The sequence below is a fragment of the Cytobacillus sp. NJ13 genome, assembly GCA_030348385.1.
GTDB lineage: Bacteria > Bacillota > Bacilli > Bacillales > Cytobacillaceae > Cytobacillus.
The window spans coordinates 4,646,364-4,668,429 of sequence record JAUCFP010000006.1 but is presented as its reverse complement, the minus strand read 5'-3'; the positions used below and the strand labels follow the sequence as shown (position 1 = coordinate 4,668,429).

The window sequence follows — 22,066 nt, the reverse complement described above, 5'->3', positions numbered from 1 at the left end:
AAGAACATCCAAGGAAGCTTTCTCTTGGTGCGCGCCCCCGACAAGCATAAGACGAGCTCTGCAAGAAGGTGTACTTTCCTTCTGGAAAGATTGGCTTATGTGTCGAGTCCCTAGGAGCCGCAACTAGACAGGCTTGTGACCTCGAGGGGGCAGGCGCTGGAGCTAGATAAAATAAAGACAGGGATATTAAACTTTTCCCTGTCTTTTTATATTCAAACTGGTTAGAGTACAGAATCGAGAAAATTTTTGGTTCTTTGTTCTTTTGGATTGTTAAATAGATCTTCCGGATGTCCCACTTCTACAATTCTTCCATCATGCATATAGACAGCCCAGTCTGCCACTTCTCTTGCAAAGCCCATTTCATGAGTGACAACGACCATTGTCATCCCTTCAAGGGCCAGCTCTTTCATTGTGGAGAGCACTTCCCCCACAAGCTCCGGATCAAGTGCTGATGTCGGCTCATCAAAAAGCATGATATCGGGCTTCATTGCCAGCGCCCTTGCAATGGCTACACGCTGTTTCTGCCCGCCCGAAAGTTTTGATGGATATACGTTCTCCTTGTCAGAAAGACCAACTTTTTTTAATAGTTCCTGGGCATCTTTTTTCACTTGATCCTTAGGAAGCTTTTTCACATGTAAAGGTGCTTCCATCACATTTTCAAGAACAGTCATATGAGGAAATAAATGAAAATGCTGAAAGACCATTCCTACTTTTTCTCTCACTTTATTTAGATCATGTGTTTCTTTTTCAACCTTTTCTCCCTCAAAAATGATATTGCCGCTGTCCTTTAATTCAAGAAAGTTTAAGCAGCGGAGAAGTGTGCTTTTTCCGGACCCGCTTGCACCGATCAGGCAAACAACATCACTTTCTTTCACTGTTATGTCAATGTCCTTAAGTACGTGCAGATCCCCGAATGATTTGTTCAATTTTTCTACCTTAATCATATACGATTCACTCATGCCTTCATTCCCCCTTAATCACTGCTGGCCATTCTTTTCTCAATCATATTTACAAGTATGGAGAAAATAAGTACAAGTACTAAATAGTAAACAGCTACGATCAGCAAATAGCTCATGTAGTCATATTCATTGGAACCGTAAGTCGTGGCCACGTTAAAGAGCTCGTACATGCCGATAAAGGAAGCAAGCGATGAATCTTTCAAAGCAATGATAAATTGATTGCCAAGAGGCGGCATAGCCCGGCGGAAAGCCTGAGGCAGAATTATCCTTCTCATTGCAAGGCCAGCAGTCATACCCAGCGATCGCCCTGCTTCCATTTGTCCTTTGTCGATGGATTGAATGGAGCCCCTGAAAATTTCGGCTATATAGGCACCATTGTGAAAAGCAAGTCCAAGGACAACCGACCAAAACTGTGAAATATCCAATGCTGTCAATCCGAAATAGAAGATAAAAATCTGGACAACAAGAGGCGTTCCCCTTACAAGAAAAATATAGATGTCGGCAATCCATTCCAGAACTTTAATTCTTGAAATCTTTAAAAAGGCAAAAAACAATCCTATAAAAATAGCAATAAACACGGCTACAATGGTTAATTGAAAGGTTAAGAGCATCCCCTTTAAAAATACGGGATATGTATCAATAAACTTTGTAAGCAAATCCACAAAAATCCCCCTTCAGATGGCTATTTCAATTTGTGTAAAAAACAAAACAGGCGAATGTCTGACACACATCCGCCCGCAATGTTATTCCTTCTCAGGATCAACTGTTATATCTTCACCGATATATTTTTTGCTGATTTCTGTGAGTGTTCCATTCTCGCGAAGTGTCTCAAGAGCTTCATTCACTTTTTCGAGCAGCTCTTTATTATCCTTTGCAACAGCAATCGCCTGCTCACTGCGGCCCAGCAGCTCTTTCCCTTCGATTTTCATTCCTGCGCCAATCGCTTCTTTACCTGTTACAAAGTCAGTGATGACAGCATCATGTTTTCCCTTGCTCAAGGCCTCCAGGGCGACAACATCACTATCGTAGAACTGTATGTTATCTGTAGCCTCCTCTGCATTTGAAGTGTATGTAGAACCCTTCGATACTGCTATTTCCAAGCCTTCGAGGTCGGCAAGCGTTTCAACGCTGCTGTCTGGACGCACATAAATTTGCGGGCCTGAATAGTAATATGGCGTCGAAAAATTGACCGCCTTCAAACGTTCTTCCGTAATCGTGTGACTGGCTACCGCTGCATCAAAACGGCCGGACTTCACACCTTCGACAATACCGCCAAACTTAAATTTATTCTGAACCGGCTCAAGCCCGAGTTCTTTTGCTACAGCCTCGGCCACATCAATATCAAAGCCGCTCATGCTTCCATCATCATTTGTATAACTAAAAGGTTTGAACTCTCCCGAAGCCGCGTACGTAAATTTGTCATCGTCTACCAGATCCATTCCGTTTTTAGACGCTTCCTCTGATCCGCATGCCGCCAGGACCAATACAAAAGCAGCTGCAATAATTCCTTTTAACCAATGTCTCACTAGTCTAAATTCCCCCTTCAGTATCTCTCTTTTATAAATGCCCTTTAACTCTATCATGATTTTAAAATATTCTCAAAATTCATATTTTATGATTATTAGTGATATTAAAGAATTTAAGCTGTTCTCACTAACTGACCGTCTTTGAACTCCAACATGACTCCATATCCTCCAGTATTCTGCAGATTCCTCACCCTTCGACAAACACATTATCCATTTTATCCCATCGTTTACTCCCCAGCGGAATATCACATCAAAAGCATTCTTAGGACGAAAGACCTGTATGCAGAAATCACAAAAAATCCCGCTGCACAATGCAGCGGGATTTTTTAAAATTACATGAAGCTTTTCAATGCAGACCAGGCCTTATCTTTTCCATAACCCGTTTCGGAGGAAAACATAATGATCTGATCATTCGGATCGATATCCAATGTTTCTTTCGTGATTTTCATATGTTTTTGCCACTTGGACTTAGGTATTTTATCCGCTTTTGTGGCAATCACTATACAGGGAATTTCATAATGCTTTAAAAAGTCGTACATCATGACATCGTCACTTGTAGGGGGATGGCGCAGATCAACAATCAGAACAACAGCTTTTAACTGCTCTCTGGTTGTTAAGTATGTTTCTATCATTTTCCCCCATGCTTCACGTTCCTTTTTGGATACCTTTGCATAACCATAGCCTGGAACATCAACAAAGTGAAGAATCTCGTTAATAATGTAAAAGTTCAGGGTTTGTGTTTTCCCCGGTTTAGAGGATATTCTGGCCAATCCTCTTCGATTGAGCATTTTATTAATGAAAGAAGATTTGCCGACGTTGGAACGGCCGGCAAGGGCAAACTCCGGCAAATCACTGTCAGGGTATTGATCAGGCTTAACAGCACTGATGACGATTTCTGAGCTGGTTACCTTCATGCTTGAGCACCGCCATTCAGGGCATGCTTTAACACTTCATCCACATGTGATACCAAAACAAAATCAAGCTCTTCCCTGATGCTTTCAGGGATATCTTCAATGTCCTTTTCATTATCTTTAGGAAGAATGATCTTCGTCAAGCCTGCACGATGGGCGCTCAAAGATTTTTCTTTCAAACCGCCAATAGGAAGCACTCGGCCTCTTAAGGTGATTTCCCCTGTCATTCCCACTTCTTTACGGATTGGTTTTCCAGACAGAGCAGAAACCAATGCGGTTGTAATGGTAATTCCTGCAGATGGACCATCTTTTGGAACAGCACCTTCTGGTACATGGATATGAATGTCATGCTTTTCATGGAAATTCTCATCAATGCCCAGTTCCTTAGCTTTTGAACGAACATAACTGAATGCCGCTTGAGCAGACTCTTTCATGACATCCCCAAGTTTGCCTGTAAGAACAAGCTTCCCTTTTCCAGGAGAAAGGGATACTTCTATCTGAAGGGTGTCGCCGCCAACTGTTGTATAGGCCAGCCCTGTAGCAACGCCAACCTGGTCTTCAAGCTCAGCCTGACCGTAGCGGTATTTAGGCTTTCCAAGAAACTCTTCAGTATTTTTACCATTCACAATCACTTTCTTCTTTTCGCCGGATACGATAATTTTAGCCGTTTTCCTGCAGATAGTAGCCAACTGACGCTCCAAGCCCCGGACTCCTGCCTCACGAGTATAATAGCGGACTACCTTCTGCAGGCCATCTTCACGAATCTGAAGCTGTGATTTGGAAAGTCCATGTTCTTTAATTTGCTTAGGCAGCAAGTGGTCTTTAGCTATATGAATCTTCTCCTGCTCTGTATAGCCTGCAATCGTGATAACTTCCATTCTGTCCAGCAGCGGACCAGGGATCGTACCGAGATTGTTGGCTGTGGCTATAAACATGACCTTTGAGAGATCATAAGTTTCTTCAATGTAATGATCACTAAAATTATGGTTCTGTTCAGGGTCTAAAACCTCCAGCATCGCAGATGAAGGATCCCCGCGGAAATCAGAAGACATTTTGTCGATTTCATCAAGCAGGAACACAGGGTTAATCGTCCCTGCCTTTTTCATGCCCTGAATGATGCGGCCAGGCATGGCACCTACATAAGTTCTTCTATGTCCGCGAATTTCAGACTCATCCCGGACTCCGCCGAGGGATACACGGACGAAATTGCGGTTAAGCGATGTCGCGATGGAACGTGCAAGGCTTGTTTTACCGACACCTGGAGGGCCTGCAAGACAAAGAATCGGCCCCTTAAGGGAATTCGTCAGCTTTTGCACCGCGAGGTATTCCAGAACCCGTTCCTTAACTTTTTCCAGGCCATGATGGTCTTCATTCAGAATCCTTTCCGCCTTCAGGATATCCAGGTCATCATCTGTTGCCTTTGACCATGGCAATGTGACAAGCCATTCGATATAGTTGCGGATAACTGCACTTTCAGCTGAACTGGATGGAACTTTTTCATAGCGATCCAGTTCTTTTAAAGCTGTCAGCTGGACATGCTCAGGCATACCGGCATTTTCAATCTTTTCCGTCAGCTCAGCAATTTCTCCTGTCTTGCCTTCCTTATCCCCCAGCTCTTTTTGGATTGCCTTCATCTGTTCACGCAAATAATATTCCTTCTGCGTTCGCTCCATTGATTTTTTTACACGCTGGCCAATCTTTTTTTCAAGGTTCAGAACTTCTTTTTCATTATGGATGATTTCAATAACCTGGTTCATGCGCTCTTTTACATCAATGGTTTCAAGAATATCCTGTTTTTCTTTAAGCTTTAAAGGCAAATGGGAAGAAATGATATCTGCCATGCGCCCCGGCTCTTCTATATCTGCTACAGAGGAGTACGTTTCGGCTGAAATCTTCTTCGATACCTTTATGTATTGCTCAAAATATTCAAGCATGGTCCTCATCAATGCCTGATCTTCTACGTCCTTTGTCTCAGGATCTTCAAAAACCTTCACACTAACGGAATAATGTTCGGCTTCTTCCTGAAAATCAATGATTTCCGCTCTCTTAAGCCCTTCTACAAGAACACGGATTGTACCGTTTGGAAGCTTTAGCATCTGCTTTACACGTGTTAGCGTGCCCATTCCATATAGATCATCTTCTGATGGTTCATCTATAGATATATCCTTTTGTGTTGTTAAGAAAATTAAATGGTCATCTACCATTGCTTTTTCAAGGGCCTGAACCGATTTCTCACGGCCTACATCTAAATGCAGAACCATGGTCGGATATACAAGCAAGCCCCGAAGCGGCAGGAGGGGGACGATGATTTCTTTCTTTTTCGCCATTCCATTGCACCTCCAAAATGCATCTTTTTAACCCCATTATTGCTAATAATTTCTTTGTACAATTCTATCGTATTTAAATAGCAGTGTCTATTAAAGAGAAATTGCTGAAAGCCAGTATTAAAAAGATATTCATTTATAATTACACTTTATCCTTCTTTACGCAAATAAAACTTCGGTTTGTAGCCTAAACTGCAAACCGAAGTTTCTGACCGCGATTAGCGGGAGGCGTTTGTTCAGCGGGTTTTCAATAACTGACAAATCCTGAATGGGTTACTGGGCCACACATCATATGCTCTCTTTTTTCTTTAATTCGATTGAAGCAGTTATGGCCTGCTCTTTGAGATACTCTTTTTGCAGCGCTGCATCAAATACTTCATTCAAATGGGTTACAGGAATAATCTTAATGCCTGTTATTTCCTTTAAGATGGATTGCATATTTTCTTTTGGGATAATTACTGTCTCTGCTCCTGCTTTTTTTGCAGCTTTCACCTTTGGATATACGCCTCCAATTGGCTTGACGTACCCATGAATGCTGATTTCCCCGGTCATAGCTACAGTATTGTCCACTGGCCGTTTATAAATAGCAGAATAGATCCCTGTCGCCATGGCAATTCCCGCAGAAGGGCCGTCAATTGGAACTCCGCCAGGAAAGTTGACATGAATATCATATTCGTCAGCCGGAACGCCCATTGACCTCAAAACAGTAATTACATTTTCAATTGAACCCCTGGCCATACTTTTTCTCCGGATTGATTTTCCTTGGCCGCCTATGCTTTCTTCTTCAACTATGCCTGTAATATTAATACTGCCTTTTTCTTTTGCAGGAATCACAGTAACTTCAATATCAAGCAAAGCACCTGTGTTCGGTCCATATACGGCCAGCCCATTTACAAGACCAACAGCAGAATGGGAATTGATTTTCCTTTCCATTCTCGGTGAAAGCTGACTCGATTGCACAACCCATTCAATATCTTCATCTTTTATGTAATCACGGTCTTCAGTAATCGCTAACCCTGCAGAGATTTGAATCATATTAACCGCTTCTCGTCCATTTCTTGCATAATTGGCGAGAATGCCAAGCGCATTTTCACTAATAGAGAGATTGACCTTATCCGAAGCCTTTTTTGCTACAGCAGAAATCTCTTCTTCAGCTAACTCTCTGAAAAATACCTCCATGCATCTGGAACGAATGGCAGGCGGTATTTCATTCGGAGTCCTGGTAGTTGCTCCGATCAGGCGGAAGTCCGCCGGCAGGCCATTCTTAAAAATATCATGAATATGGGTTGGTATTTGAGTATTTTCTTCATTATAATAAGCACTTTCCAGAAAAACTTTCCGGTCTTCAAGCACTTTCAGAAGCTTGTTCATCTGTATGGGGTGAAGCTCACCGATTTCGTCAATAAAAAGCACGCCTCCATGTGCATTTGTAACAGCACCCTGTTTAGGCTGCGGAATTCCCGCCTGCCCCATTGCCCCAGCACCCTGATAGATAGGATCATGAACAGAACCTATCAGAGGATCTGCAATGCCCCTCTCATCGAATCTCGCCGTAGTAGCATCCAGTTCTATAAAAACAGAAGCTGCCTCAAAGGGTGACTTTGCATTTTTCTTGGCTTCTTCCAGTACCAATCTGGCCGCAGCCGTTTTTCCTACGCCGGGTGGACCATAAATAATAACATGCTGAGGATTGGGTCCGCACAATGCTGCTTTCAGAGATTTAATTCCATCCTCCTGCCCCACAATATCTGCAAAACTGGATGGACGAACTTTTTCTGATAAAGGTTCAGTTAACGAAATGGAACGCATCTTTTTCAATACATCCATTTCCTTCCTTGATTCACGGTCGATAGAAACTTTTTGTGTCCGCTGGCTCCTAAGCAAATTCCAAAAGTAAAGCCCAATGACAATTCCAAAAAACAATTGGATAAATAAAGCGATCCCCGTCCAACTCATTGTGTTCCCTCCTGCATTATTTGTTCTCGTTGATAATGCTAGTATCTCCCTGACTGAGTTGGAATAAACAAGGAATTCATTTAAAAGTAAGCACGGAAAGCGGAAGCGGCTTCCCCACCCCCGACACCTCGAGGGGGTAGGCGCTGGAGCTAGACAACCCTCAGAGTACAAAGTTTTAAATTCAGAAAAACAAAAAAAATGGCCATGCCCCAAGGTGATATTATCCCCTCTAAGTAGACAGTGTAAAAAGACCATCATAAAAAATGGTGATACACTTAACTTGGAGGGGATTTTTCATGGGAAAAACAGGAAGAACGTATCAAAAATATACAGAAGATTTTAAAATAAGAGCAGTAAACCTATACAAAGAAGGAAACAAAAGTTACCGAACAGTATCGGAAGAGCTAGGTCTTCGAAGTCCAACCCAATTAAAGAAATGGGTTATGAAATTTAATCAGGGAGAGTCCTTTGAAGATTTAAGGGGACGTGCAGGCGGTAACACAGACAGTAATCCACTTAAAGGGCGCCCCAGAACGAACTTTAAAAGTATCCAAGAGGAAAGGGATTATTATAAAGCTCAGGTTGAATACCTAAAAAAGCGGTATCCAAATCTACACGAGGAGGGATCATCCCAAAAGCAGAACGATTCGAAATCATAAACGAACTAAGTGGTATTTACCCTATCGCTTGGTTAGCTGAGATTGCGCAAGTCTCAAGATCAGGTTATTATAAGTGGCTTAAAACGACCTCCCTTAGGGAGGACAGGCAGACCAAAGAATATCTAATAAAATCACATATTATGGCTATTCATCATACATACCCTTTTTATGGTTACCCTCGTATGAAAATAGCTCTTAAAGACGAAGGATTTCATATTAATCATAAGAAGGTATATCGATTAATGACTGATATGAATATTCGAGCTGAAATTAGGAAGAAGCGAAACTTCTTCGGAAGGAAGCCTTCCGTTATTTACTCAAACTTATTAAACCGTAACTTTAAGGCTCTAAAACCAGATGAGAAATACGTAACAGACATTACGTATATTCAAGTTGGAGATTCATTTTATTACCTTTCCGTTATACTCGATCTTTATAACAATGAGGTTTTAGCCTGGAATATTTCAAAGAGAAATGACTTAGAATTGGTCCTTAATACAATCGATCTATTAACACAAAAAAGAAACGTGTATGGTGCGATCCTGCATTCAGATCAAGGCTTCCAATACACGTCTAATCAATACCACAAAAAGTTAAAGAAAATAGGCATTCAAGGCAGCCATTCTCGCAAAGGAAACTGCCTCGATAATGCCTGTATTGAGTCTTTCTTCTCTCATCTAAAGACAGAGAAGCTATATCGATCACAGTTTAAAACAGAAAAAGAATTAATTCAAATACTTGAAGAATACATGTATCTCTATAACTATAAAAGATTCCAGAAAAAACTAAACCAGTGTGCTCCGGTTGAATACCGACTCACACTGGCTGCTTAGTCTTTTTTAAGGTTGTCTACTTGACAGGGGTAAGACCAAGGCTGGCCACTTTTTATTATGCTGAAGTCTTGCGCTCTTCTTCTACGACTGTTCCGTCCTCCAAAACAAGTTTTGGCGAACCATTATCAATAACCGTTTCTTTCGTAATAATGCATTTTTTAATATCATCGCGTGATGGAAGATCAAACATCACATCCAGCATGATTCCTTCAATAATGGAGCGCAGTCCGCGGGCACCTGTTTTTCTTTCAATTGCTTTTTTAGCAATTTCTTCAAGTGCACCTTCTTCAAAATCAAGCTCAACATCATCAAGTTCAAGCATTTTCTGATATTGTTTGACAAGTGCATTTTTAGGTTTAGTTAAAATCTCAATCAATGCAGCTTCATCAAGCTGGGAAAGGCTTGCAATAACCGGAAGACGTCCGATAAATTCAGGAATTAAACCGAATTTCAGCAGGTCTTCTGGAAGCACTTTTGCAAGAAGATCCTTTGGCTCGATTTCTTTTTGATTCTGGTCGGATCCAAAGCCAATTACCTTCTGGCCTAAACGGCGTTTAATAATTTGCTCAATGCCATCAAATGCACCGCCGCAGATAAACAGGATATTGGTCGTGTCAATCTGGATAAATTCCTGATGAGGATGTTTGCGGCCGCCTTGTGGCGGTACGCTCGCAACTGTTCCTTCCAGAATTTTCAATAGAGCCTGCTGCACACCTTCACCTGATACATCACGAGTGATTGACGGATTTTCCGACTTACGTGCAACTTTATCAATTTCATCAATATAAATGATTCCTTTTTCTGCCTTTTCCACATCATAATCAGCTGCCTGAATAAGCTTTAAGAGGATATTTTCAACATCTTCCCCGACATATCCGGCTTCAGTCAATGATGTTGCATCCGCAATTGCAAACGGAACATTTAGAATGCGGGCCAATGTCTGAGCCAGCAATGTTTTACCGCTTCCAGTCGGACCGATCATGGCAATATTACTTTTTGATAGTTCAACTTCATCAATCTTGCTGTTGGAATTGATGCGCTTATAGTGATTATATACTGCTACAGATAGCGATTTCTTAGCCTGATCCTGGCCAATTACATACTCATCCAGTATGTCGCGTATTTCAGCTGGCTTTGGCACATCTTTGAATTCCACTTCTTCTTCTGTACCCAGCTCTTCTTCCACAATTTCAGTGCAAAGCTCAATGCATTCATCACATATATATACTCCGGGCCCAGCAACAAGCTTGCGGACCTGATCCTGTGTCTTGCCACAGAAAGAACATTTCAATTGCCCTTTTTCATCATTAAATTTAAACAAATCCTTCACCCCTTGAAAAAACTTCAAAACGATATATTAAGCTTGCGAGATCACATGCAAATAGTTCTTTATTCAGCCATAGAAAGGTTGGGAATTATGGTGGACTCTTTGAAATATACGTGCAATCATGTCCTCTTTAATAATTCACACTTTCTTAAAAATCAAAACCTTCAGCAGTTATGTATTGCATTGTAACACATTTTTACAGTGGACAGGAAATGATAACTCTTAAAACATTTCAATTATGTATGCATGCATGTGATGGGATATCGCAAAGAAAAAACAGGCTGAATTTTATATGTACTTTCATAAGCTTAACCAAAAATGGCTAAATTAAGTCGGCCCCTTGGACCGATAATTAAATTATCTATATATGTATTTGTATTCCTGTCCATGTTCAATATGCCGTAAAACTTTTCACCTGGCAAAGATACAAGGGAGATTTTCATTATGTATTGTCTTGATGGTATAAAACAAGGCACGATAAACTCGCGCCTTGTTTCTTATTAAAAGGGAGAAAATTTCTGCTTTCGAAGTTAGACTACTGTCTAGCTCCGCCTCCTTGCCCCTCGAGGTCATAAGCCAAATTACTACTGAGGTTTAACAACCTCCTCCGTAATTCGTCTTATGCTTGTCGGGGCAGTGCAGTCGGCTCCGCTTTTCTTTTATTATGCAACAGTCTTGCTATTTTCCACAAGGAAATCTACTGCTTTTTTAATTTGAAGATCTGCTTTTAGGCCTTCAAGGCTTCCAAGAGCTTGTGTGATCTGGTCAGCAGACATGTTGTACATTTCTGCCATTTTGTTAAGCTCTTCTGTAACTTCTTCATCGCTTACTTCGATGTTTTCTGCTTTTGCGATTGCTTCAAGAGTCAGGTTAACGCGTACACGCTTTTCAGCTTCCTCTTTCATTTGCTCGCGCAGTGCAGCTTCATCCTGTCCGGAGAACTGGAAGTATAGTTCAAGGTTCATGCCTTGCATTTGCAGGCGCTGTTCGAACTCCTGCATCATGCGGTTAACTTCTGTGTCAACCATTGCAGCTGGAATTTCCATTTCTGCATTAGCAGCCGCTGCTTCAACAACAGTATCGCGGACATGGTGCTCAGCTTCATGCTTCTTGCTTTCTTCTAAGCGAGTTTTGATTTTTTCTTTTAATGCATCCAAAGTTTCAACTTCTTCGTCTGCATCTTTAGCAAACTCATCATCCAGCTCAGGAAGCTGTTTTGTTTTGATTTCATGTACAGTTACTTTGAATGTTGCAGGCTTTCCAGCTAGCTCGGCAGCATGGTATTCCTCAGGGAAAGTAACTTCAACTTCCTTAGATTCTCCAGCAGCAGCTCCAGTCAATTGGTCTTCAAAGCCAGGGATGAACTGTCCTGAACCAAGTTCAAGTGAGTAGTTCTCAGCTTTTCCGCCTTCGAAAGCTTCGCCATCAACGAATCCTTCAAAGTCCATAACAACTGTATCGCCAGTTTCAGCTTTTCCTTCTTCTTTAACGGCAAGTTCAGCTTGTCTTTCCTGAAGTGAAGTTAGCTCGCTGTTAACATCTTCATCCGTAACGTTTGTTTCAAGAGGCTTAACTTCAAGGCCTTTGTATTCGCCAAGCTTTACTTCAGGCTTAACAGTAACTGTAGCTTTGAAGATAAGGTTTTTTCCTTTTTCAATTTGCTCAACATCGATTTCAGGACGATCTACCGGCTCAATGCCTGTTTCGTCAATTGCATTAGCATAAGCTTCTGGAAGAAGAAAATCTACTGCATCCTGGTATAAAGATTCAATTCCGAAACGCTTTTCAAACATTCCGCGAGGCATTTTTCCTTTACGGAATCCTGGAACGTTTACTTGCTTAACTACTTTTTTAAATGCAGCGTCCAGACCTTCGTTCACTTTCTCTGCATCTACTTCAATTGTAAGAACCCCGCGGTTCCCTTCTAACTTTTCAAATTTAGCAGACATACAATCATTTCCCTCCAAAAATCTATTATCATTTCATTCAACACAGAATGTTATGAATATCTCTTGTTATTCAAGCCATATCCATTAAATAAAAATGTATATATACACATAATACAACCATTATATTATAACATACACTCCCTGTCTTTCAACATTGAAGGCTAAATATTGGGATAAGAAATTTCTTCTATCTTTCTTATAAAGGCAAAAGCCTTTTCAATTTCCTCTTCTGGAGCTTCATAAATATCTCCCAGTTTGCTGAAAGAACTGGTTAAGCCATGGTACTCATAAGAAAGCATATGGTATGCCGCCGCCCAGGAAGCAGCGTTATCCGGTGAGGCTTCAAGCGGATATAGCAGGAAAAAGTGCCTTTCTGCAAGGCTCTTTGTATTTTCATATAATACCGGATCTTCCTGCTCGAGCTGAATCTCGAGTTTATTGACTATTTTTAACAGCATCGGCTGCTGATGTACCGGGGGAAGTTCAGCAGGAATCACCCGAACGCTTTTATCAAATTTCCGAATCGGTACATATTTATCATAACCATGCTCGGTAAGCACATTTAACAGCATCGTTTTAAAGAAAGGATTTCCGTCATGCGCTTCAAGATATGCTTTAATATCTTCTATATATGGCCTGATATTATGTTCTGCCAGCTGTGCAGCGATCTGCATTTGGTCATGCTGATCCTTGCAGGAGAACAGATTGAGCTTCCTGTCCTTGAATTCCTCTATTTCAGGTGCTTCAATCTCGATTTCAGAAGGGGAAGCAGCCATCTTTCTGCTGAACTCAAGCATTCTGCTAAAATGCTCAAATTTCTCCTTCGGGATCTCCCTCTCTTCAAGCAGAACTTCAATCATTGCTGCAATCTCGCTGTATTGATGAAGCTGCACAAGGATCATTAAATAAAGATCCATTACTTGTATGTAATCCCCAATGCCTGTTTGGAGCATTTTATTAGCCAGTTTCTTCGCTTTTTCCAATGCTCCAGCTTCATAATATGCCAGAACAAGCCCGATATGGACATCTGTATCCTCAGGCTCCATCTCCATTGCTTCTTCAAAGAACTGGATCGATTCCTGATACCTTTTCTGCTGAAAGGACTCAAGCCCCTTTTCAAGCAGTCTTTTCTCAAGGCCGGGAAATAGAATAATTTTATTGTTTTGTTTTTTCCGTTCCCGCTTTCCCATGCTAGTACCGCCTCAACTTATATTTTTGAAGTTAGTGTAGCATGAATCAGCAGAAAAACAAAAAGATTCATGGTTTCCCGCCATGAATCTTTCATACATTCTTACTGTACAGCTAACTGTTTTTCTTCAAAATTTGAAATGCTTTTATCTAATTGAAGGGTAATCTCTATTTCATCCCAGCCATTAATCAGCATTTTTTTCCAGTAATCATTTATAGAGAATGATGCTGAAAAATTATGTTCATCCTCAATTACTTGATTCTGCAAATCAACCTTCAATTCGTATGGCTGGCTTTTAGCACACTTGAGCAGGTATTCGACTGTTTCAGCCGGAAGAGTGATTGGCAAAAGGCCATTTTTTAAGCAATTTTGATGAAAAATATCAGCAAATGAAGGGGCAATGATGACTTTAAAGCCATAATCTCCTAAAGCCCATGGTGCATGCTCCCTCGAAGAACCGCAGCCGAAGTTTTCATTTGCAATGAGAATAGTAGCACCCTGGTTTTCTTCCTTATTCAACTCAAACTCAGGGTTAGGCAAACCATCTTTTGTAAATCTCCAGTCATAGAACAGATATTGTCCAAACCCCGTTTTCTCAATTCTTTTAAGAAATTGCTTGGGTATAATCTGATCAGTATCCACATTTGCTCTATCTAAAGCAGCAGCTTTCCCTTGCAGTGTTTTAAATCCGCTCATTTTGTTCTCCTCCTTCTTATTGAACTGTTTCTGCGCTAAGCAAAGCTCCTACGTCCACAAAATGTCCGTACAAAGCTGCAGCAGCCGCCATTAAAGGACTGACAAGATGTGTTCTGGCCCCTGATCCCTGGCGTCCTTCAAAATTTCGGTTTGATGTTGAGGCACAATGCTCGCCGCTTGGCACAATATCATTATTCATGCTCAAACACATGCTGCAGCCTGATTCCCTCCATTCAAAACCAGCCTGCTTAAAGATAAGATCCAGTCCTTCAGCCTCCGCCTGCTTTTTGACCTGCTGTGACCCTGGAACAACAAGTGCACGGACTCGAGGATGAACTTTCTTCCCTCTAATTATTTCTGCAGCCTGTTTTAAGTCTTCCAGCCGGGAATTTGTGCAAGACCCGATGAAAACATGCTGAATCTGAATGTCTTCAATTTTCTGCCCTTCCTGCAGCCCCATATAATCTAAAGCTCTGGATAGTGATTTTTGTTCAAGCTCGTTTTTGCATTCCTCAAGTTTTGGAAGTTGTTCATTCACTTTGGAAGTCATAGAAGGATTCGTCCCCCAGCTGACCATTGGCGCAATATCTGCTGCATCAATTTGAATGGTTTTATCGTATGCCGCATCAGGATCAGATACAAGCTCTTTCCAATTATTGACTGCCTGTGTAAATTCAGCTCCTTCTGGTGCATACTTCTTCCCTTGCAGATAGGCAAACGTTGTTTCATCAGGGCTGACAAGCCCAGCCCTTGCTCCTCCTTCAATGGACATATTGCAAATCGTCATTCTTTCTTCCATTGACATTTTAGCGAGTGTGTCCCCGCAATATTCTATAATATGGCCCGTACCAAAGCCAATTCCGTTTTTGGCAATAATATAAAGTATGACATCTTTAGCGGTAACACCCTTTTTCAGCTCTCCGTTTATCTCCAGTTTTAATGTTTTAGGCTTGCTTTGCCATAAAGTCTGGGTAGCCATGACATGCTCCACTTCACTTGTTCCAATGCCAAACGCTATTGATCCAAAAGCTCCATGAGTGGATGTATGGCTGTCACCGCAAACAATTGTCATGCCTGGCTGAGTAAGCCCCAGCTCCGGCCCGATCACATGGACTATCCCCTGTTCAGGACTATCCAGCCCTGCAAGAGGGATGCCGAATTCCAGACAGTTTTTTTCCAAAGTGGTCATTTGGTTCAGTGCAACAGGATCATTGATGACTTTTCGGTTATCAGTAGGAATATTGTGGTCAACTGTAGCAAACGTTTTATCAGGCCTCCTGACTTTTCTGTTTTTCATTCTTAAACCTGAAAAAGCCTGAGGGGATGTAACTTCGTGCACTAAGTGGAGGTCTATGTACATCAAATCAGGCTTCCCCTCTTCCCTGTGGACTACATGCTTTTCCCAAATCTTATCTATTATTGATTTTCCCATTCTGTTCCACTCCCTTTTTAAAAGAAACACGGCCGATGAAGGCCGTGTCCCAGTTTTTAAAATCAGCTGAAACTGTGTCCAGCCATCATTTCAGCTTTTATGCATAAGCCCCCATAATATTAAGAATAGCTTCGTTATCCAAAAGGGTAGCCTTTACCTCTTCAATCATTTCAGAAGTAGTAACCACCTTTTTTCCAAATGAAACAATATCTCTTGTACGATAGCCAGCTTCAAGCACTTGATTAACAGCATTTTCAACCGCTTCAGCTTCCTCTTCCATTCCGAAAGATAAGCGAAGCATCATGGCTGCTGATAAAATCATGGCAATAGGATTGGCTGCATTCTTCCCTTGAATATCCGGTGCTGAACCATGGATTGGTTCGTATAAATAAGGCCCGTTTTCCGAAAGGCTGGCAGAAGGAAGCATTCCTAAAGAGCCAGTCAAAACAGAAGCTTCATCGCTCAAAATATCACCAAACATATTTTCCGTTACTACAACATCGAATTGCTTCGGATTTTTAATCATTTGCATCGCTGCATTGTCAACAAGCATATGCTCCAATGTCACTTCAGGATATTGCTTTGCAATGTCCTCCGCTACCTCTCTCCACATTCGGCTTGATTCCAGAACATTGGCCTTGTCAACAGAAGTCACCTTGCCGCGGCGGCTTCCGGCAAGTTCAAAGGCCAGTTTAATGACACGCCGCATTTCTTCTTTTTGATAAAACAATGTATCTACCACAGCATCTTTTCCGTTTTGCTGGGTCCTCTCGCTTGGCTTTCCGAAATACAGGCCGCCGGTTAATTCCCTGACCATCAGCATATCCACACCTTCAATTACTTCATTCTTTAATGGGGAAGTATCCGAAAGGCTGGAATAATATTGAGTTGGCCGCAGATTTGCATAGAGATTCAATTCCTTGCGGATCTTCAAGAGACCCTTTTCAGGACGAAGGTGGGGAGGCTGCCGGTCCCATTTAGGCCCTCCAACCGCTCCCAGCATGACCGCATCGCTTTCTTTGCAAAGCTCCAGCGTTTCATCAGGCAGCGGAGTTCCGGCTGCATCAATAGCAGAACCGCCAATCTTGCCATAAGAAAATTGGAATTGATGCCCGAACCGTTCTCCAACGGCCTGCAGGACTTCAATTGCTCCCTTCACCACTTCTTTGCCGATCCCATCTCCTGGAAGTACTGCGATACGTTTTTTCATTTTTAATCCCTCCGTCTGGTTTTTTGTTTATGCTTATAGATTATTGTTTTGGTTACTCTGCGAACCCGCGGGGAGGAACGGGAGCTTCTATCAATTCGCCTCTACCGCTTGCGCCTGTGCTTTTTCTTTCATATATATCACTCTATTAACAGCGTTCAAGTAAGCTTTTGAGGAAGCTTCGAGCACATCCTGGGCCAATCCTCGGCCGCTGGTTTCCATTCCTTCGTAGTTCAGTTTTACATAAACCTGAGCTAAAGCGTCTCTTCCTGCCCCCACGGATTGAATGCGGTAATCAAGAAGGTTAGCTGTCCCATTCAAGCATTTTTCCAATGTGTTATACAGCGCTTCGATGCTTCCAGCTCCAGTACCCGCTTCCTGGATCACTTCGTTGTTTGATCCTGACAGGGTAACAGTTGCCGTCGGAACAGAGTTCGTACCATATTGAATTTGGATTCCGATCAAATCATAGAATCGCTGCTCCTTGGAGAGCTTCTCTTCAAGTACGATTGCTGCAAGGTCGTCGTCTGTCATCTCTTTTTTGCGGTCGGCCAAATCTTTGAAAACAGTGAATAGCCGGTTTGCTTCTTCATCTGCTACTTCAAGCCCCAGTTCACTCAGGCGGTTTTTAAAGGCATGGCGTCCAGAATGTTTTCCAAGCACCATTGAATTGGATTGGAATCCGACTAGATCAGGGGAAATAATTTCATAAGTTGTTTTTTCCTTCAGTACCCCATCCTGGTGTATCCCTGATTCATGTGCAAAAGCATTTCTTCCGACAATCGCTTTATTGGCTGGTACCACCATGCCTGTCAGCTTGCTGATCAGGCTGCTCGTTCTGCTGATTTCCTGAAGATTCAGACGCGTCGAAGCCTGATAATGATCATTCCGGATATAAAGGGCTACCGCCAGCTCCTCCAATGCCGCATTTCCAGCTCTTTCACCAATCCCGTTAATGGTGCCCTCAATCTGTGTTGCTCCATTTTCTATAGCTGAAAGGGAATTAGCTATGGCCATTCCCAAGTCATCATGGCAATGAGCTGATAAGGATACTTTATCAATAGAAGGAACATGATTTCTTAAGTATTGAAAAATCTCTCCATATTCCTGTGGTGTTGTGTATCCAACAGTATCCGGTATATTGATGATCCTCGCCCCAGCCTGGATGACCTTTTCGATTATTTCAGCAAGAAAAGGCAATTCTGTCCTGGAAGCATCCTCCGCAGACCATTGGACGATCGGGAACTTTGAAGCAGCATACTTAACTGTTTCTACTGCTGTTTCAACCACTTCCTCTTTCGTTTTCTTTAGCTTATATTGCCTGTGGATTGGAGAGGTTGCCAGGAATGTATGTATTCTTGGCTCAGCCCCGTCCTTTAATGCTCCCCATGCAGCATCTATATCAGAGATAACTGCTCTTGCCAGTCCTGTGACCGAGCAATTTTTAATCGTCTGGGCAATTTTCTGTACAGAAGCAAAATCACCTTTGGATGCTGCAGGAAACCCAGCTTCAATAATATCAACATTTAAACGCTCCAGCTGCCTGGCGATTTCTAACTTTTCGGAAAAGTTAAGGTTGACACCGGCTGATTGTTCGCCATCTCGTAACGTTGTGTCAAATATCTTAATTGTTTGCACTTACGACCACTTCTTTCTTCTTGCTGCTATTGACAAACGGCATCATTTTACGAAGTTCTCTTCCAACCTGTTCAATTGGATGCTCATTCTCTCTCTGATTCACGGCATTAAATACCGGACGATTTGCCTGGTTTTCCAAAATCCAGCCTTTAGCAAAATTGCCTTCCTGGATATCTTTCAAAACTGCCTTCATTTCTTCTTTCACTCTTGCATCTACTACGCGCGGGCCGCTGACAAAGTCACCCCATTGTGCAGTATCTGAGATGGAATAGCGCATTCCTTCCAGACCGCCTTCATACATAAGGTCAACGATGAGTTTAAGCTCATGCAGACATTCAAAGTATGCAAGTTCCGGCTGATATCCTGCTTCTGTAAGAGTTTCAAATCCTGCTTTAACCAATGAAGTCAGCCCTCCGCAAAGCACTGCCTGTTCACCAAACAGATCTGTCTCGGTTTCTTCTTTAAAAGTTGTTTCCAATGCTCCTGCGCGAAGTGATCCAATGGCTTTAGCGTAAGAAAGGGCAAGCTCCTTTGCTTCTCCTGTTACGTCCTGATGGACTGCAAACAGGGCTGGGACACCCGCATCCTGTTCATATGTTCTTCTGACCAAATGTCCTGGCCCTTTCGGTGCTACAAGCAATACATCACACTCTTTTGGAGGCACAATCTGATTAAAATGAATATTAAATCCATGGGCAAACATTAATGCCTGATTTGATAGATTCGGTTCAATTTCTTCCTTGTATACTTTTGGCTGGAGTTCATCCGGCAATAGGATCATCACTACATCTGCCTGTGCTGCTGCTTCACCGACTGAGTATACCTGGAAACCGTCTTCTTCTGCTTTTTCCCAGGACTTCCCTTTGCGAAGGCCGATTACGACTTCAACACCACTGTCCCTCATATTCAACGCATGCGCATGTCCCTGAGATCCGTATCCGATGACCGCTACTTTCTTTCCGTTTAAATACGCTGCATTTGCATCTCCGTTATAGTACATTTTTGCCATGTTTTATCTCCCTCTCCGATTAAAATTTATTATTTTTTATAATTAATTTTTGGCTCTATTCGTATAAATTGTAGTGTTTCGTCTATCAATGCTGTCCGTTTATTTCCGCTCCAGGCTGCTCGCTACAATCAACTCAGTAATTAATAATTAAACAATAGAGTATGATTTGGACTGCTGGGAAGTACGCTGTGTTCCTCTAGGGAATGCCGTTGTTCCCGTCCGGGCAAGCTCTTTGATTCCATATGGTTTAATGAGTTCAATGAAAGCTTCTACTTTATCAGATTCACCTGTAATCTGAACGGTCATGCTATCTTTGCTGACATCTATAACAGAAGCTCTGAAAGGTTCAATTAAAGAGTAAATCTCATTTCTGGTATAAGGGACCGCCTGAACTTTAATGAGGGCGAGCTCTCTTGCCACTATCGATTGATCCGTGATATCAGTTACTTTTATCACATCGATTTGCTTGTTTAGCTGTTTTGTAATTTGTTCACTGGCACTGGAGTCCTCAACATGGACCACACAAGTGATGCGCGACATCCCTTCATGCTCAGACAGGCCAACTGAAATGCTCTCAATATTAAAGTTTCTTTTGGAAAATAAATTCGTGATTCTGTTTAGAACACCCGGCCGATTCATAACAGTCAGGCATATGACTCTTTTCATGGTTTTACACCTGCCATTTCATGAAGTCCTTTTCCAGGTGCAATCATCGGATACACATTTTCACCCGGATCCACCCGGAAATCGATAAGTACTGGTTCACGGTTATGAAGCACTTCATCCAATAACTCTTCAGCTTCGCTTTCAGATTGAATGACATATCCTTTTATTCCGTAAGCTTCTGCCAATTTTACGAAAGATGGCTGTACTGGGATTTTGCTGTGAGAGAAACGGGATTCATAAAAGATCTCCTGCCATTGCCTAACCATGCCAAGGGCCATATTATTAAAAATGATAATTTTCACCGGCAGATTCATTTCCTGGATAATGGCAAGCTCCTGCGTTGACATTTGGAACCCTCCATCTCCGCAAATAGCGAGTACGCATGCTTCCGGGTCGGCCAGCTGAGCTCCGATGCTGGCAGGGAACCCAAATCCCATTGTTCCAAGCCCTCCTGATGTCACCCATCTGTCTGCCTTATTAAAGCGGTAGTATTGGGCTGCCCACATTTGATGCTGTCCTACGTCTGTTACGACAATGGCATTCCCTTCCGTTTTTGAATGAAGCATTTCCATAACTTTCTGGGGCTTCAATCGTCCAGATTCTTTATCATAGAAATATGGATATTCCTCCTGCCACCTCAGGATGGTTTCCATCCATTCTTTATGGGCCGGCGGTTTTCCATCCTGCAGAATCAGCTGCTCAAGAGCTTCTTTTGCATCTGCTACAATCGGAATTGACGTCGGAACGTTCTTTCCTATTTCAGCAGGATCAATATCAATATGGGCGACTGTTGCATGTGGTGCAAAATGCTGTAAGTTTCCTGTTAATCTGTCATCAAAGCGGGCTCCAATATTTATCAGCAAGTCACATTCTGTAAGTCCCATATTGGCTGCATAACAGCCATGCATTCCTGCCATTCCGATAAATAATGGATGATCTGCCGGGAACCCGCCGAGGCCCAGGAGTGTGTGAATAACAGGAACTTGCTGCTGCTCTGCATACTCTTTTAATTCTTTGGATGCTCTACCATGAAGCACGCCAGCACCAGCCAGGATGACTGGCTTTTTCGATCTGCTGACCGCTTCAGTTAATTTCCTTATTTGCAGGTAATTTGGTTTTAAAGTAGGCTGATATCCCGGCAGATTCACTTCCTTTTCTTCCTCAGGCTGATCTGAAACTCCCGCAGCTATGTCCTTAGGGATATCGATCAGTACCGGTCCTGGCCTGCCGGTTGAAGCTATATAAAAAGCTTCTTTAACAATTCTCGGGATATCTTCAATGCTGCGGACCTGATAATTGTATTTTGTAATTGGAGTGGTTATCCCCAGGATATCCGCCTCCTGAAAGGCGTCTGATCCAATGACTCCCGTTGCCACCTGGCCTGTAAAAACAATCAGCGGAAGTGAATCCATCATTGCGTCTGCAAGCCCGGTAACAATATTAGTGGCTCCTGGTCCTGAAGTGGCAATTACAACACCCGGCTTTCCAGATATCCGGGCATACCCTTCAGCAGCATGAATTCCTCCCTGCTCATGACGCGGCAGCACATGAAGAATCTCTGAATGATACAGTTTGTCATAGAGTGGAAGAACAGCTCCTCCAGGATAACCAAAAATCACTTCAACATTTTCTTTCTCCAAGGCTCGTAATAACAGATCAGCACCGGTGACAGGATGTGTCTCCGTTTTTGTTTCTGTTAAGGCAGCTTCCTGCAGCATTTGTTGATAACCTCCTCATATTTTTTATAACTCCAATATAAAAAGCCCTTCCACCCCTAAAGACACC

General features: G+C 42.3%; 17 protein-coding genes. 1 reads left to right on the top strand and 16 read right to left on the bottom strand.

Annotation, left to right across the window (positions count from 1 at the left end; all coding sequences use genetic code 11):
* Positions 1–221: 221 nt before the first annotated feature.
* From QUF73_22945 to lonB, 6 genes are all read right to left on the bottom strand, one after another.
* Positions 222–959: an amino acid ABC transporter ATP-binding protein gene (locus QUF73_22945; protein MDM5228966.1), complete on the bottom strand. Its 738-nt coding sequence runs from the start codon at positions 957–959 to the stop codon at positions 222–224.
* A 14-nt stretch (positions 960–973) separates the two neighbouring features.
* Entirely contained in the window at positions 974–1,621 is a 648-nt protein-coding gene (locus tag QUF73_22940; GenBank protein MDM5228965.1) for an amino acid ABC transporter permease, read from the bottom strand.
* An 81-nt stretch (positions 1,622–1,702) separates the two neighbouring features.
* A complete protein-coding gene (locus QUF73_22935; GenBank protein ID MDM5228964.1) occupies positions 1,703–2,485 on the bottom strand; it encodes a transporter substrate-binding domain-containing protein in 783 nt (260 codons plus the stop codon).
* Positions 2,486–2,817: 332 nt separating this feature from the next.
* Complete coding sequence (yihA, locus tag QUF73_22930; protein ID MDM5228963.1) at positions 2,818–3,399, bottom strand: ribosome biogenesis GTP-binding protein YihA/YsxC; 582 nt, start codon at positions 3,397–3,399, stop codon at positions 2,818–2,820.
* Entirely contained in the window at positions 3,396–5,723 is a 2,328-nt protein-coding gene (gene lon, locus QUF73_22925) for an endopeptidase La (GenBank protein MDM5228962.1), read from the bottom strand. Before lon ends, yihA begins: the two co-directional genes overlap by 4 nt.
* Positions 5,724–6,008: 285 nt before the next feature.
* Positions 6,009–7,676: an ATP-dependent protease LonB gene (gene lonB / locus QUF73_22920; GenBank protein ID MDM5228961.1), complete on the bottom strand. Its 1,668-nt coding sequence runs from the start codon at positions 7,674–7,676 to the stop codon at positions 6,009–6,011.
* A gap of 296 nt (positions 7,677–7,972) precedes the next feature.
* Here lonB and QUF73_22915 point away from each other — a divergent pair.
* Positions 7,973–9,168 (top strand): IS3 family transposase gene (locus tag QUF73_22915; GenBank protein ID MDM5228960.1). Its coding sequence is split into 2 segments (ribosomal slippage): positions 7,973–8,279 and positions 8,279–9,168, totalling 1,197 coding nucleotides; the frame shifts between segments, so codons are not numbered across the junction.
* Between the two features lie 55 nt (positions 9,169–9,223).
* Here QUF73_22915 and clpX read toward each other — a convergent pair.
* From clpX to ilvB, 10 genes are all read right to left on the bottom strand, one after another.
* The gene (gene clpX / locus QUF73_22910) at positions 9,224–10,489 is read right to left on the bottom strand and encodes an ATP-dependent protease ATP-binding subunit ClpX (protein ID MDM5228959.1); all 1,266 of its coding nucleotides are present in this window, start codon (positions 10,487–10,489) and stop codon (positions 9,224–9,226) included.
* Between the two features lie 668 nt (positions 10,490–11,157).
* Positions 11,158–12,444 (bottom strand): trigger factor, encoded by a 1,287-nt coding sequence (tig, locus tag QUF73_22905; protein MDM5228958.1) that lies wholly within the window; start codon positions 12,442–12,444, stop codon positions 11,158–11,160.
* A 161-nt stretch (positions 12,445–12,605) separates the two neighbouring features.
* Positions 12,606–13,634 (bottom strand): tetratricopeptide repeat protein, encoded by a 1,029-nt coding sequence (locus QUF73_22900; GenBank protein MDM5228957.1) that lies wholly within the window; start codon positions 13,632–13,634, stop codon positions 12,606–12,608.
* A gap of 101 nt (positions 13,635–13,735) precedes the next feature.
* Positions 13,736–14,329 (bottom strand): 3-isopropylmalate dehydratase small subunit, encoded by a 594-nt coding sequence (gene leuD / locus QUF73_22895; protein MDM5228956.1) that lies wholly within the window; start codon positions 14,327–14,329, stop codon positions 13,736–13,738.
* Between the two features lie 16 nt (positions 14,330–14,345).
* Positions 14,346–15,761, bottom strand: a complete 1,416-nt coding sequence (gene leuC, locus QUF73_22890) for a 3-isopropylmalate dehydratase large subunit (GenBank protein ID MDM5228955.1) — start codon at positions 15,759–15,761, stop codon at positions 14,346–14,348.
* Between the two features lie 97 nt (positions 15,762–15,858).
* Entirely contained in the window at positions 15,859–16,971 is a 1,113-nt protein-coding gene (gene leuB / locus QUF73_22885) for a 3-isopropylmalate dehydrogenase (protein MDM5228954.1), read from the bottom strand.
* 90 nt (positions 16,972–17,061) lie between these two features.
* Positions 17,062–18,606: a 2-isopropylmalate synthase gene (locus QUF73_22880; protein MDM5228953.1), complete on the bottom strand. Its 1,545-nt coding sequence runs from the start codon at positions 18,604–18,606 to the stop codon at positions 17,062–17,064.
* Complete coding sequence (gene ilvC, locus QUF73_22875) at positions 18,593–19,615, bottom strand: ketol-acid reductoisomerase (protein ID MDM5228952.1); 1,023 nt, start codon at positions 19,613–19,615, stop codon at positions 18,593–18,595. Before ilvC ends, QUF73_22880 begins: the two co-directional genes overlap by 14 nt.
* A gap of 147 nt (positions 19,616–19,762) precedes the next feature.
* Complete coding sequence (gene ilvN / locus QUF73_22870) at positions 19,763–20,281, bottom strand: acetolactate synthase small subunit (GenBank protein MDM5228951.1); 519 nt, start codon at positions 20,279–20,281, stop codon at positions 19,763–19,765.
* The gene (ilvB, locus tag QUF73_22865; GenBank protein ID MDM5228950.1) at positions 20,278–21,999 is read right to left on the bottom strand and encodes an acetolactate synthase large subunit; all 1,722 of its coding nucleotides are present in this window, start codon (positions 21,997–21,999) and stop codon (positions 20,278–20,280) included. Before ilvB ends, ilvN begins: the two co-directional genes overlap by 4 nt.
* Positions 22,000–22,066: the final 67 nt, after the last annotated feature.

Bases quoted from the DNA above. Each gene is read 5' to 3' on its own strand.
- QUF73_22945 (MDM5228966.1), bottom strand. From the start codon at position 959: ATGAGTGAATCGTATATGATTAAGGTAGAAAAATTGAACAAATCATTC.
- yihA (MDM5228963.1), bottom strand. From the start codon at position 3,399: ATGAAGGTAACCAGCTCAGAAATCGTCATCAGTGCTGTTAAGCCTGAT.
- lon (MDM5228962.1), bottom strand. From the start codon at position 5,723: ATGGCGAAAAAGAAAGAAATCATCGTCCCCCTCCTGCCGCTTCGGGGC.
- lonB (MDM5228961.1), bottom strand. From the start codon at position 7,676: ATGAGTTGGACGGGGATCGCTTTATTTATCCAATTGTTTTTTGGAATT.
- tig (MDM5228958.1), bottom strand. From the start codon at position 12,444: ATGTCTGCTAAATTTGAAAAGTTAGAAGGGAACCGCGGGGTTCTTACA.
- QUF73_22900 (MDM5228957.1), bottom strand. From the start codon at position 13,634: ATGGGAAAGCGGGAACGGAAAAAACAAAACAATAAAATTATTCTATTT.
- leuD (MDM5228956.1), bottom strand. From the start codon at position 14,329: ATGAGCGGATTTAAAACACTGCAAGGGAAAGCTGCTGCTTTAGATAGA.
- leuC (MDM5228955.1), bottom strand. From the start codon at position 15,761: ATGGGAAAATCAATAATAGATAAGATTTGGGAAAAGCATGTAGTCCAC.
- leuB (MDM5228954.1), bottom strand. From the start codon at position 16,971: ATGAAAAAACGTATCGCAGTACTTCCAGGAGATGGGATCGGCAAAGAA.
- ilvC (MDM5228952.1), bottom strand. From the start codon at position 19,615: ATGGCAAAAATGTACTATAACGGAGATGCAAATGCAGCGTATTTAAAC.
- ilvN (MDM5228951.1), bottom strand. From the start codon at position 20,281: ATGAAAAGAGTCATATGCCTGACTGTTATGAATCGGCCGGGTGTTCTA.
- ilvB (MDM5228950.1), bottom strand. From the start codon at position 21,999: ATGCTGCAGGAAGCTGCCTTAACAGAAACAAAAACGGAGACACATCCT.